The sequence below is a fragment of the Bradyrhizobium sp. CIR48 genome (assembly GCF_014198315.1).
GTDB lineage: Bacteria > Pseudomonadota > Alphaproteobacteria > Rhizobiales > Xanthobacteraceae > Bradyrhizobium.
In genome coordinates, this window is the sequence record NZ_JACIHG010000002.1 from 627,331 (window position 1) to 640,033 (window position 12,703).

At 59.3% G+C, this 12,703-nt stretch carries 14 protein-coding genes; 1 reads left to right on the forward strand and 13 read right to left on the reverse strand.

The genetic code is table 11. The annotated features are described in order from the left end of the window. Nucleotides 1-422 precede the first annotated feature (422 nt). The 12 genes from GGD66_RS09370 to GGD66_RS42350 all read right to left on the reverse strand — a co-directional run bounded on the left by GGD66_RS09370 (nt 423) and on the right by GGD66_RS42350 (nt 10,034). On the reverse strand, nt 423-842 hold the full coding sequence (locus tag GGD66_RS09370; protein ID WP_018318128.1) for a TadE family protein: 420 nt from the start codon (nt 840-842) through the stop codon (nt 423-425). Continuing rightward, complete coding sequence (locus GGD66_RS09375) at nt 839-2,221, reverse strand: pilus assembly protein TadG-related protein (protein ID WP_183257485.1); 1,383 nt, start codon at nt 2,219-2,221, stop codon at nt 839-841. The genes GGD66_RS09370 and GGD66_RS09375 overlap by 4 nt, the downstream gene beginning before the upstream one ends. 9 nt (nt 2,222-2,230) lie before the next feature. Then, complete coding sequence (locus GGD66_RS09380) at nt 2,231-2,662, reverse strand: hypothetical protein (protein WP_049814884.1); 432 nt, start codon at nt 2,660-2,662, stop codon at nt 2,231-2,233. 50 nt (nt 2,663-2,712) lie between these two features. Continuing rightward, on the reverse strand, nt 2,713-3,360 hold the full coding sequence (locus tag GGD66_RS09385) for an isoprenylcysteine carboxylmethyltransferase family protein (protein ID WP_018318131.1): 648 nt from the start codon (nt 3,358-3,360) through the stop codon (nt 2,713-2,715). A gap of 2 nt (nt 3,361-3,362) precedes the next feature. Beyond that, a complete protein-coding gene (locus GGD66_RS09390) occupies nt 3,363-4,271 on the reverse strand; it encodes a type II secretion system F family protein (RefSeq protein ID WP_183257486.1) in 909 nt (302 codons plus the stop codon). Then, nucleotides 4,268-5,200 (reverse strand): type II secretion system F family protein, encoded by a 933-nt coding sequence (locus GGD66_RS09395; RefSeq protein WP_183257487.1) that lies wholly within the window; start codon nt 5,198-5,200, stop codon nt 4,268-4,270. Before GGD66_RS09395 ends, GGD66_RS09390 begins: the two co-directional genes overlap by 4 nt. After that, nucleotides 5,197-6,621 carry a CpaF family protein gene (locus GGD66_RS09400; protein WP_183257488.1) on the reverse strand — a complete coding sequence of 475 codons (1,425 nt, stop codon included), beginning with the start codon at nt 6,619-6,621 and terminating at the stop codon, nt 5,197-5,199. The genes GGD66_RS09395 and GGD66_RS09400 overlap by 4 nt, the downstream gene beginning before the upstream one ends. Continuing rightward, nucleotides 6,618-7,823 carry a pilus assembly protein CpaE gene (locus tag GGD66_RS09405; RefSeq protein ID WP_183257489.1) on the reverse strand — a complete coding sequence of 402 codons (1,206 nt, stop codon included), beginning with the start codon at nt 7,821-7,823 and terminating at the stop codon, nt 6,618-6,620. The genes GGD66_RS09400 and GGD66_RS09405 overlap by 4 nt, the downstream gene beginning before the upstream one ends. Then, complete coding sequence (gene cpaB, locus GGD66_RS09410) at nt 7,823-8,788, reverse strand: Flp pilus assembly protein CpaB (protein WP_018318135.1); 966 nt, start codon at nt 8,786-8,788, stop codon at nt 7,823-7,825. The genes GGD66_RS09405 and cpaB overlap by 1 nt, the downstream gene beginning before the upstream one ends. 1 nt (nt 8,789) lies before the next feature. Further along, nucleotides 8,790-9,296 carry a prepilin peptidase gene (locus GGD66_RS09415; RefSeq protein WP_179735986.1) on the reverse strand — a complete coding sequence of 169 codons (507 nt, stop codon included), beginning with the start codon at nt 9,294-9,296 and terminating at the stop codon, nt 8,790-8,792. Between the two features lie 99 nt (nt 9,297-9,395). After that, nucleotides 9,396-9,710, reverse strand: a complete 315-nt coding sequence (locus tag GGD66_RS09420) for a hypothetical protein (protein WP_244550615.1) — start codon at nt 9,708-9,710, stop codon at nt 9,396-9,398. 48 nt (nt 9,711-9,758) lie between these two features. Continuing rightward, complete coding sequence (locus GGD66_RS42350) at nt 9,759-10,034, reverse strand: hypothetical protein (protein WP_409362357.1); 276 nt, start codon at nt 10,032-10,034, stop codon at nt 9,759-9,761. Between GGD66_RS42350 and GGD66_RS41285 the strand changes: the two genes are divergently transcribed. Further along, nucleotides 9,945-10,163 (forward strand): hypothetical protein, encoded by a 219-nt coding sequence (locus tag GGD66_RS41285; protein ID WP_244550616.1) that lies wholly within the window; start codon nt 9,945-9,947, stop codon nt 10,161-10,163. The two genes, GGD66_RS42350 and GGD66_RS41285, sit on opposite strands and share 90 nt — an antisense overlap. A 1,515-nt stretch (nt 10,164-11,678) precedes the next feature. On the opposite strand, the gene GGD66_RS09430 is transcribed toward GGD66_RS41285, so the two are convergent. Continuing rightward, nucleotides 11,679-12,395: a hypothetical protein gene (locus GGD66_RS09430; protein ID WP_183257490.1), complete on the reverse strand. Its 717-nt coding sequence runs from the start codon at nt 12,393-12,395 to the stop codon at nt 11,679-11,681. Nucleotides 12,396-12,703: the final 308 nt, after the last annotated feature.

Here is a 12,703-nt window from a genome sequence, read left to right on the forward strand (position 1 = left end):
CCACTGCGATCCACGGAGATCCCCGCAAATCTACGTGCCCGACGTCCTCAACATTTCCCCTCTGCGCACCACGTCGCAGAGCTTACAATCTGTCCCACTACAATTCGTTACTTCGTGTTTCCAAGATCATCCTCCCTCATGCAGGCAGCTTGCAAGACGAGATACTTACCGCACCGCCGCAAGCAGAAAGAAAACCCTTCGATGTTGCCAGCGCGCATCATTCTCACTGGTTGTGGGGAACTATCCCGCAGCACAACCGCTCTTGGCGCGCGCTCTCGTCGTGGCTTTGCGATCGAAGGACAGTCGGTGGCAGCTTGGCGATTCGCCTGAACGAGTAATTCCGCCCCCGCGCGTTTGGTCCGCACGCCGCGTCCACGAAAAGCTGTCGAGCGAAACATGTCAGTCGTGCTGCCATATTTGTGCTAGAAGGGAATTTGGTTGGAGGCGCTCGGCGCATTGAGCGCTGCGCCCCATATGGGCATCAGCATCGTGAAGTTTGCCTGGGAAGCTGTAACGCTCAAGCTGTTGCTGTTGGCCCCCACGGTCAGCGTTGGCGTCAGACCACCGAAAAACAGGAAGGGGGCCGCGTTCTGCTTGGCAGCGGTGGACAGGGGATCCCCGGTGCAGCCGGCCGGCGACTGCGGCGGGCTTTGAAGCAAGGCAGGCGTATAGCAGCTGATCATGACCGCACGGGCGCCAGCACTCGCGAGCGTCCGCAAGGATTGCATCGTGATGGCATAGCGCCCGAGATCGAAGATGGCGAACATCAATGTGAAAAGCGCCACGGACACCATGATAAATTCAAACGGCGCCATACCGCGATTGTCGAGCTTTCTCATCATTGCACCAAAGCGACAACTTGGGTGTAAATGATGGTGGTTGGAGCACATCCATCCGTGCTCAAGTAGGGGCTACCGCTCATGCTCAAGGTCTTGGCGATCACTTGCGAGCAGGTAGTATTCTCAGGTTGAGTCGTTCCGCTGAACGAGACATCTGCCTTGGGAAAGTACATCGAGCCCGCAAGCTTAATCCCGCCGTTGCCGCTGATGTTGACGCTCCCGGTCGATTGATCGTCAATCAGAACCCCACTCAGCGCAGGGTATGTCGGGTTACTGGCAAGAGCGGAGAGCGTGATGGTCCCGCCGTTGATCGTGAGGCTCGAATTTCCGAGCAACACAATGTTCACCGCTGTTCCCGTGACGGTCGCGCCCGTCATATTTATGGATGCATTATAGAAAAAATAGGTTCCTGACCCAGTAAACGTCACGTAGTCTTGGTTGCCCCAGTTAAAATTCCCGGTATACGCGCCGCTGCTGTCGTTGGGCGGAAGGTTATAACACTTGCTGCCATTGGGATATGGTAATCCGGTGATTGGATTAGTGACCGGGCATGTCACCTTTGTACTGTTGGCCGAGGTAGTGCCAGTCCTCGTGTTGAACGTAGCACTCTGCAGTCCCAGAAGTGGATCCAGCGCAGGAGGCATAAAATAGTTGTGCGTTACGCTGGTGCTTGCGCAGGTGCCAGCCGGCTTACAGCCGGTTGCACCGAACAGGGCCCATCCCGAACCGTTAAAAGTTGGAGTGCTGCCGAGTTGCACACTGTAGTCAGACATCAGTGGGCAACCCGTTCCGTTATTGCTGAGACCACCAGCGAGTTTAAGCGCGCCTCCACCGTTCGGATCAGGTCCAAGCGCTAGGGCGCACACCTTGCTTGGCAGCTGCACCAGTGCAATGGCTTGGGCGGGGATGTTGACGGTGGTCAAACCCAGCACGGCCGCCAAGTACGCCGGTTGTTGCTGGCTGACCCTGGCGCGAACGGCATTGCCGATGCCTGCAGGTGGCGTTGTGAACGTGCCCGCATTGTAGTTGCCGATATCGATCTGCACGGCCCGCGAGATTCTGCTCGGAAGACTAGGCGAACACGTGGTGCCAGGATAGGGCGTGCTGTCGTTCGGGCTGGAGTTGCAAAACCCATTCTGTGCCGCAAATTCCTTGCCACGATAATCCACTGATTGGGTATCGCAGGTCGCACCAGCAATCTCGCATGCGAGCCGCAAGGCGGCCGAATAGGCGGCCGAGTCGGCGGCGTTCTGCGCGTGCTGGCGGGTGACGTACCACGATCCCGCCTCGGCCCCGAGTGCGACTACTCCGATGAGCGGCACGAGAGCGATGACCGTTGCGAATGCGACAGAGCCTCGTTGGGAATGGAGTAGACTACGCATGGGGGCCTCCTACTGGAAGCGTTCTGAGTAAGGCAGCGTGTAGGTACAAGTGGTGGGACACAGCACCCCTCTCCACACAATTGGAGCCAAAGTGATGGTTGTCGAGAATGTAATGTACTTGGGAGAAGCCAGATTGCCTGGCGAACAGGTGGCTCCTGCGTCTCCGCACAAAACCTGAAGGTTGCTGATCGCATGACCAGCGACTGTGGTCTGTAGCCCTGTCTTCCAGCTCACCGTGCCGTCAGGGGCGAGCGGATTAGCGTACTGCACATACTGCCCGAAGGAGCGCAATGCGCTCCATGCGGAGATAAACTGGAAGCCCGCAGCAGCCAGGTCGGCGAGCGGCATGAGCAGGAACGCCACCAAAACCGGGTAGACGATCAATGTCTCAAATGCGACGGCGCCGCGCTGATCCACGACGAACGACCTCTTGTGGCTCATGAGTTGACCTCGACCGATACTCACCTTCCGGTCGTCAACCGGAACAGAACTCACCAAACGTAAGGGATCACTCTCCAGCGCGATGCTTCGTAACCGGAATATTCCGGGCAGTTGCGACGAAGCAGGTCCTCTTCGTAATAAATCCGGCAAACCTGAACGCCGATATGCAAGACGAGCAGGACAGCTGTCAGCGGCGTCGGGCTTCTCAGCACCACACCCAACACGGCGATTTCTTCCGCAAGGTAGAGCGGGTGCTTGATCCATCGATACGGACCCGTTTGCACCACGTTGCGCGCCTGTGGCACCAGACTGAACGACCTGCCAAGATGTCGGATGGTGACCAGCATCATGATCATGCCGATCAACACGCACACGGTGGACGCCAGGTTTGGCAACGCCTTGTCGGTTTCGCCGAAGAAGGCGATCGTCCAGGGCATATAGGTGCCGACGAACGCCGCTATCCTTGGGAGACGGCCGTTCGCTTGCGCCTTCGCCGGCGGCCGCGTGATGACCAATAGCGCCAGGAGCACGTAAAAGACAGCGAGGCAAACACTCGACAGGAGCGACGGCCAAGGATCATGAGCCGATGATCCGATCTTGATCGCCACGCCAAGCGCCAGCAACATGAACCACATGCCGCCGAACAGCTGCATTGTCCGGTCGTAAGAGGACGTTTTCGGAAGGGCGATCGTGCTCATGGCTACTTACCGAAGCTGGCGAACGAACGCACGAGGTGCAGAATGGGACTTCCACCCAAAATGACGAACATGGCTGGAAGCAGGAACAACACCATCGGAATGGTCAGCTTGGCGCCCAGCTTGTGTGCTCTTTCTTCAAGCTTGGTAATACGTTCGCGCCGGAGGTCGACGGCGATACTCCGCAGAGCCTGCCCCACCGGCGTTCCGTATTGCAGGCTTTGGCCGACCATGATTCCGAATCGGCGAAGCCCATCCGATGTAGATCCCAGTTTCTCGAATGCGTCGCTGCGGCTTGGCAGGATCCGCAGATCATCAAGAAGGCCGCTCATGACCCGGGCTATAGCGGGATTGGTCTCTTGCATTTCTTGCGCGACGCGTGCCAGCCCGCTTTCCAGGCCCATTCCCGCTTCGCTGCACACAACCAGCAAATCGATCATGTCCGGCGTGCCCAGTCGAATGGCGGCATCAAACCGCCGCTTCAGTACCGCCAGTATCAATCGCGGCGCTAGAATCCCGATCGCCAAGCCGATAAGTGTGAAGACCATCACATCCAGCAGTGCCTTCCCGAAAAGCTGAGCGACACACCCGGCGATGATCGGGCATAGCGCCATGCTGACGGCTTTGACACCGATCCAGGTCGGCAAGGCTCGATGATGATTGAAACCTGACGATTGAAGGATGGTTCGTAGCTGATCCAGATTTTCCTCAGCGTAGAAGCGACGATACCGCATGCCGAGTGACGAAAACCAACCGGTCAAATCCTGGAAGGGTGCAGACCGGCCAGCAACGCCCATCACGGCGTTTGATACCCGGGCGTCCAATGTACGAATGTGTATTTCGCGGATAATCAACATGCAGGACGCGGTCGCAGCCACGACTGCGAGGGCCACCAGACTGAGACCAGGGGTCATAGTTCTGTTTCCCTTCTGACCATCCAACTTATCACCAGGGCTCCGACAAGCACCGAAAGGACTGCGTAAGCCAGCAGCTTGTTTCCAACCGGATCGGTGAACAACAGATCAACCGTTTGCGGATTGGCTGCGTACAGGACCCCACCCGCGATCAAGGGCGAGACTGTCAGCGCTCGTGAGGAAAAGATCACCTCTCCAGCCAGCGCCTTGGCGCGAGCGGCCAGCGCAACACGTTGCCTGACAGTGTCTCCCAGGTTCTGCAAGGTCTCGGCCAGGCTGCCACCGGACTTCAACTGGACGGCAAGTGTCACCGCAAAGATCGCATACTCCGCCACCTGCGTTCGCCGATAGACGGCTTGGATAGCTTCCTCTGCAGGTCTTCCCAGATTCACTTCGCTGCATACGATGGCAAACTGCCCGGCCGTTGGCTGCGGCATATCGCGCGCGAGGGCACGAAATGCCTCGTGCACAGGCAGACCCGATCGCACGGTACTTGTCACCAACTGGATCGCATCAGGCAGCTGTCGAAAAAGCTGAAGAGCGAAGCGACGTTGCTGCCATCCGAACAGGCCTCGTATCACAATGAGGGCCGCGATTGCGGCGACAATGGACGCGTAGACAATGGAATATCCCAGCTGGCTGTTCGCATAAAGGATCGCTGCTGCTCCGAATGCACCGGCAAGCAGCACATAGGCCGGATGCAACGTGTAAGGTATATCGGGATTGTAGTTGGACAGCCGATTGAGAAACTGATCCTGGGACCCGCTCTCCAAGCGGCGAATGGATGGCAGGTTAGCCGGATGCGACGTTGGCAGAGCAACCGCCAACCGGCGATTGATGCGTCTTTCCCGAGCGTCGAGCCACAACGAAACGGCCGCTGCGCACATCGCGAGCGCCAGAACAGTGACGATCACGGACTCCAGCGTCATATTTGCCTCATGGCCTCGGCCCAAGCCCCATCTAGCCCGAAATAGACGAGACGGCTCTTGAACTTCGGGGTTGCAAGATTGGACTTATAGCTGCCCGATATCCGCCCGTTCACATCCTCATCCTGATACTCGAAGGCTGCGATGTCATTGGTGGTGATCACCTCCCCTTCAAGGCCGATCACCTCGCTGATCTGAACGATGCGGCGCTGTCCGTCTCGCATGCGTTCGACCTGCACGATGAGATCCAGCGCAGCGACGATCTGACTTCGAATGGCGCGCGACGGAAGATTGACCTGTCCCATCTGCACCATGTTTTCGATGCGGGTCAGGGCATCCCGGGTACTATTCGCGTGTACCGTGGAGATCGAACCATCATGGCCGGTGTTCATCGCCTGCAGCATGTCGAATGCTTCGGCACTGCGCACCTCGCCAACGACGATCCGGTCGGGACGCATGCGCAGGGCATTCACCAGCAGATCGCGTTGTGTCACCTGACCTGTGCCCTCGAGGCTGGGAGGCCGGGTCTCCAGGCTGATCACGTGCGGCTGCTGAAGCTGCAACTCCGCCGCGTCCTCGATCGTGACAATACGTTCGGTGAGATCGATGAACTGACTCATCGCGTTCAGGAGCGTCGTCTTGCCGGATCCGGTGCCGCCGGAGACCAGAACATTGAGCCGCGAGCGGGCGGCGATCTCCAGCAATTGTCCGATGGCCGCGGTCATCGAGCCGTTTTCAATCAATCCGGCGATGTCCAACCGGCGGCTTGGAAATTTTCGGATGGAAATGCACGGACTATGGATCGCCAGCGGCGGGAGGATGATGTTGACCCGGCTGCCGTCCAGCAGGCGACAATCCACCATCGGACTGGATTCGTCGACGCGCCGACCAACCTGCGCGGCAATCTTCTGGGCGACGGAGGCGATGTGGTCATTGTCGCGGAAGCGCACCGCGACTCGTTCCAGCCTGCCGCTTCGCTCCACGTAGATATTGCTTGGACCGTTCACCATGATATCGCTGATCGATTGGTCCAGCAGTAGCGGACGGAGCGGCCCGTAACCTGTCATGTCGTCGGCAATTTCGTCCGCGAGCTGCAGCTGCTCGCGGCCCGACAGTTCGAGCCGTTCCTGGTTGGCAATGTGATGGATGATCTCTTCAATCTGTCGCCGGAGAACTTCCCGCGAGACGGTTGCGGCCACCGATGGCTCGATCTGCTCAATCACCCGCTCACGCAGCGAAGGCGGGATGACGGGTTGGTGGATCGCTGGTTCGTCGCGCCTTGGCGCAGGTGACGGCACGCTCGGTGCGGATGCAGCCGCGCTGGGCGACGGCAAAGGCAAGCCTATCGCAGATGCAGGGAGGCCTGCCGCCAATGCAGATACGTGAGCTGGTGCGTCGTCTTCGCGCCTACCAAACTTCTTCATCGCAGATGTGCTGTGAGCACCCTCCTCCACCAGCTAACCCGCTCGGCAGCGACACCGCTGATCTCCCGCACGATCGGTGCCAGGTGACGCCGCAATTTTCTGACGTGTTTCAGAGCTGGAATTCCGAGATTGAGCGCCTCGGTCATGCCCTTGCCGAGATCGGGAACGACGATATCGGGCTCTGCACCCAAGGCCTTGACAACCGCCGCCCTCGGAAGGCCCCCGGGACGACCGGCCCGGTTGAGCAAGGTAAAGACCCGGTCCTTGCCCGCGATGTTGATCACGGCGGAGCGTAGCGCATGGGCATTGCGAAGTCCGGTCACCTCGGATTCGAGCAGCACCATCACATGACGGGAAAGCGCAATCACGGGATAGATCGACGGCGGAAATGGGACGGGTACATCGACGACGATGTAGTTGAACCGTTGACGCAGCAGACCCAGCACGTGTCGTATGCCAGCTTCCGTAATTTCGAGCTGCGCATCGAGGTCCTCGTCGGCCGAGACCAGGCAAACCCTTTCGTTGACCTCGATTGCCGCGCGCTCGAGGAAGAGTGTGTCCGCCCGCGTCGGATTTTCCAGAGCGATACGCAGCCCCGGCCCGGGACGAACACCCAGCATCACGGCGGCTTCGCCGCCCTGCAGATGAAGATCAAGCAGGGCCACCTTCGCCTTGGTTGTCTCGGCAAGCTGCAGCGCCAGATTGATCGCGATGCTTGTGGCACCGGCGCCGCCCTGCGCCCCGCAGATCGAGACCACGTGCCCGCCACGATCGATCTGGTTGGCTGCGACGTCGCCGAGAAGCTTGGGGCGCAGCTTGTCCAACACCAGATCGCGCGTGAGCGGCCGCGGCAGATACTCGGTCAAGCCGAGTTCCAGGAGCTCACGGTAGAAGGTGATCTCCCGGTTGTCGCCGATCACGGCTACGCGGACATCGGGCGGACAGACGCCGGCCAGTCTTTCCAGTTCAGTAAAGGGATCATCGATGCCACTGATGTCTACCACCAGCGCGAACAGATCCGTGTCGGTTTCGAGCATCCGTATGGCATTGCGGATCGTGCCGCGCCTGATCGAGAGATTGGCACCCTCGAGGCCCTTGCGCAACGCCGCGGCGCTGAGTTCATCGTTTACGAAGCCGATGATGCGGTTACGCGTGACGATCGACGTCGATTCTTCAGGCGGGGTGGCTATGGCAATGTTCATCACCGTTTCTCCGACAACCTGTTATCGTAACCCGCCGCCGTCGCAGTCGGGCGTACAGTTTCCGATGCACCGTCGCAGCTGACGAGAGCGTCTTCCTCTTGCTTCCTGACCGTATATTGCTTGACCTCGCCGCCTGAATGAACGACCACTGCCGTTCTCTGTGCGGAAATTGCATACTGGCGGGCAAGTTCAGGCGACACATCACAGCTCGACATCGCGCCGGTGTCTGCCTTGTCCCACTGATCGACTGCTGCGCGCACGGCCAAGGAGAGCGTCCCGAGCTGCTTTGCGACAGTGACTTTCTTGACCTGCACCTGCGTAAGCTCCAGTGACACGGTCTGGGTTTGCTTACCTGCCATCCCGCTGATGGGTCGCGCGCCCTGCACGATCTCCTGATCAATCGCGATGACTCGAACATTACGCAGAACGGTTTCGCTGAGGGCGCGGCGCGCGGTATCGACTTTCTCGAAGACCTGGGTCAACACGACGTCGACGTGATCGCCTGGCCTGATGAGGCCCGAGACACCGGCCTCCTCGTCAACCTTGATGCTGATGGCACGGCTGTCTGGCGCCAGGACACTGGCGAGGAAACCTCGATCCCGCGGACGCAGGATGTCCTGCAACGTAACGGGACTGCCCGCTTCGACGAAGTTGCGGATGAGTGAACCGGGAAGTCCGGCCTTGGACTCGGGGTTTTCAAGGATAGCCCCTTGGGGAACGCGCTCCGGTGGCACCGAGCGGACGGCGAAATCCTCTTCGCGGGCCAACGTCCCCCTCGGCAATGGTCGTGCCGCGACAAAGTACCCGGCGGTCGCCGGCGCCGCCGGCGCGAGGGGCGCCGCTGTCACCTGTACTGGGACCGGAGTCTGCGCCTTCGGCAGGTTCATGCTATAGGCGATCAATCCGAACGCTGTGGTTGCAAGCAAAAGCACCACGATGATCGACAGACGCAGCGCGGATGACATTTCATGATCCTTTGCTCAAAATGGTCCAGATACCGCCGCAGGCGATAGCGGCTCCGTAAGGCAGCGGGGCGTGTCGCAAATGGCGCCAACGCTCGATCGCGTAGATCCGGCGCGCGAGCGACGATCCGGCGGGTGCCAACCTGGGATATGGCAAGTGACGCATCATCAGATGCACCAAGGCAAGAACGCCGCCGGCCAGCACGGTGACGGTCAGCAACTGCATCACGCCGCTCGGCGGGAGACCAACCGCCAGGGCAACCAGCAGCTTGACATCGCCGCCACCAATTCCTCCGCGCGCGTATAGGACAAAAAGCAGCAGAAACAGGATCGCGGCTGTGATCAGCGACACAGCGACTTGAATCGGGCTGGGCAATTGACCGGCGATCCCGAGGAGCGCCAGCGCAAGACAAAATTCGTTTCGGATCAAGCGGGTCGCAACGTCCATCGTTGCGACATAGAGCAACAAAAGGATTTCCAGGATCGAGGCTGTGGGAGCAATCCAACTCATGAAATGCACGTTTCAAAAAAGTGGAAGGCAAACTGGCGGGAGCACTCCTGCGGGAGGGGGGCAGCTGGATTGCCCCCCTCTGGCGCCAAAATGGCTGTATCAGCCAGCGATCGCGGTAGCGAAAGCGGTGGTGATTGCGGTGATCCCGGTGGTCAGCGCCGCCCCAATCTGCCCGCCGGCTCCACCGCCGAACACGGCACCCACTGCGCCAACGATGCAAACCGCGACGATGATGTACTCGAATGACACCACGCCGTCCTGGTCCGTCCGCAGACGCTTCAACGCTTCCTTGGTCTCGATGAAATGATGCAACATAGGAAGAATCCCTTCTTTCAAGATGAATTTGCAGACACCTCGGCAACTTCCAGCGGCCGCGGATTTATGTCCGGCCCCGCCAGCGATAAAACTATCCATTAAATGTTTATTATCGTCAACATTTAATATATTAATGACCTTTCTGAGTTAATCGCGCGCGAAACAAGCCACCGTGAGAATCCATAAACCGGCAAAAACGTCGAAATATGAAGATGATGGCAGACTCCGCAATCGAACCCCGCGGAGGGCGCCGGCCAAGGGTCGGCAAAGATTCACCGGAATAGTACGGGTGACCAAGGGTATAATTTTGTTATTCTGAGCTTCGAGAATAATGTGACGGCAACAGCTATCGCGCTGCAGCAACCTGTCAGTGGCGTCGATGCTGAAGTCGCCGTAGCTGCCGTGCGCATTGCTCTGCGCCACGACATGGGCTTCGCCCGCATCCGGGTCAGTGATGCTGAGCTGCCCGGTGGTATTGAGCGCCGCCGCGGCATTGCCCTCGGTGACGGACTTCGCCTCGGAAGAGACCGTGGCCGCATCGTTTGTGTGTGATCGTGACAGTCACCGTCTGGCTATCTGTCGGGCCGTGGCCGCCATTGATCGTCACCGGGAAGCTCTCGGTGATCGCCTGGTCCGCAGCGAGGTACTGGGCGGCCCCGTTGTTCAGAACGTAAGGCCATTCACCGAGCCGTTGGCGGCATTGTGCGTTAAGAGCGAGGCGCGTCGCCAGACCGCTGACGCATCCAATGACCGGGTCATGGCTCGGTAGCCGGCGCACGTGCCCTGGGTGCGGCGTGAAGAGCCCTCGGTTGGGATTTCTGACATTGCGATGCTCGCGCACGAAGCTTCGCATCACCTGGTGCTGCCCCGCGCACGCTTTCTCGTTCGCTTTAACGCGCAAAAGGGCGCGGCAAGGCGCATTCGAAATCCATGTGAAGCTTAAACCGAAACCAGTTCCCGCTTGACTCGGGAAGTCGGTCAAATCGACCTGCCATTAAATGATATATTTGATTATCGTATATAATCATGATGACTCCATCGCAAAATTGAAAAATATGTTGGGGAAAAGAAAACATGGGAGGTTGGAATGGAAGCTGCCCGCCGCTTTCGCGCAATGGCGTTGCTTTGCCGACAGACTGCCGCACTCCAACCTGAGAGAAGCTGGAAACTGCTTGCAGAGGCAGAGTACTGGGAGCATCTGGCGGCTGCGGCTTTAGCTCATTGAGCTTCGGTCGAGCGTTCTTTGTGTCTTTCGCTTTTCGTCGACTTCTTACTTCAAGTCATTTTCTGAGGCATGTGATGTCGAGTACGCGTCGATTTTTTTCGAGTGCTGTTCTGAGCGAACGGCATCAGGCGCTTCTGGCTGAGCTTAGAGAGGTGGAGAAGCTTCGAAGTAAGCTCCGACATGTAGAAGCAAAAACAATCGGCAGAAGACGGCGTATCAAAGCGAGCGGCAGAGCAAGAGCCGGTTAGAGACCCCCGCCGGGTCCGAAGGTTGACCCGCGTTGGCTCACTCGCGCGATTCGATGCACGGATTGCCCGCGTTCCTGGCATCTGCCACTATCTTGAAAGAGACTGGGCGCCTTCATCCCGGCAGTAGCGAGCCTCGGCTATGACGTCGCTGAGACATGTCGCCAACCAGCCAGGCGGGGTGCCTCACAACGCTTTAACTAACTCGGCGGCGAGATCGGCCAACCTATTCAGGATCGCGCGTTAGCTCCGACTTTCATGCGATGTTGCACTTCGGAACACCGCAACGAGTCGATCGCCTTCCCAAAGCTCAACGTCGTGCTCTTCATGCATTTGCTCGGCTCGGCGTCTCGCCGCCTGCTCGTCAATGCAGTCGAGCTTTGCTGTGCAGATTACTTGCCGGCTGCCGTCCACCACGAACACCTTGTACCGCATGATGCAGTCCGATCCAAAAGGCGACCGTCATCATACTCGAATGTCCGTCTAGGACAGTGTAAAACTAAGTGACGACACACGGAACCTTGGTACGTGTGGCAGTTCGGCTATACCTGCTCGTGCAATCCCTCGGTCGCGCGGCCGGCAGTACCTTGTACTACCTCAGTGGCGTAATCTCACTGCGTGCCGAAGCGTGCGGTTCGAGCTTAAAAGCGAGAGACCACCAAGCGTCATCAGCAGCACACCGAACCAGGCCGTCCAGCTGCGCGCTTCGCCGTGCGCCTCTGCAGTGCGCGCGCCCAGCGGCATATCTTGAGGTGGGTCGGCGGGCGCGGCGGCGAGAAGCTGCCCAGCGTCGACTTGGCCCGGCACGGAGTGTTCGGGCGTGAGCTGGTTGCTGGCAAGATTCACGATGGGGGTCGCCGACATCAGGGTGGGGCCCGTGCCAGGATCGGAAGCGGCATCTGCTACGTGCATTTCGGGCACAGGCGTCTGAGATCGCTCGGGCGGTGCGGAGCGCAGCAACTCCGCGCGCGCATCAACGACCGCGCTCCGCCTGGTCTGCGTGGTCCCGTTTTCGTCCAAACTGGCGCTGCGGTCTTTGGCCACGCGAGCCCGAATGGGCTTCTTCACCCTCGCGATGCCCTCGGCCAGGAACCAGCATTTGCGGCGACCGTCCGTTCGGTAGACCCAATGCTGTCCACCACTGGTCGCGGTACCGGGACGCGGCACGCATTCGGCTTGCGGCGGAGGGGTTACCGTGGGTTGGGACGTAGCAGTATTGAAGAAGTCGGCAACAGGATTGGAAGACGCGGGCGCCGCCGAAAAACCTCCGACAAGGACCAAACTGGCGAAGTACAATCGCAATTGACCGGACATCGAAAACTCCCGGGTGCGCCCCACCCCCGCTTGAGCCTTAGCGGCGACAACGGCCCCGATGCGGCTTAAATCGGGCGGCGCGATGAATTAATTATTCTCTTGGCCACCTAATTTAATATGCCGGCCCGGCACTCCAGGGGTGCAACACGAGGCGGCGCGATCGATTCATCGATCCATCTGAGTTGCGCCGGGCCTCGCACCTGCCCACGATCCGCGCCGCGGCCGCCCGCTCGATCGCCAACGTTGCGCTCGTCGATCACGAAAGCGCAACTCGCCGAGGGGTGAGTTTGTGGATGTCACGAGACGTG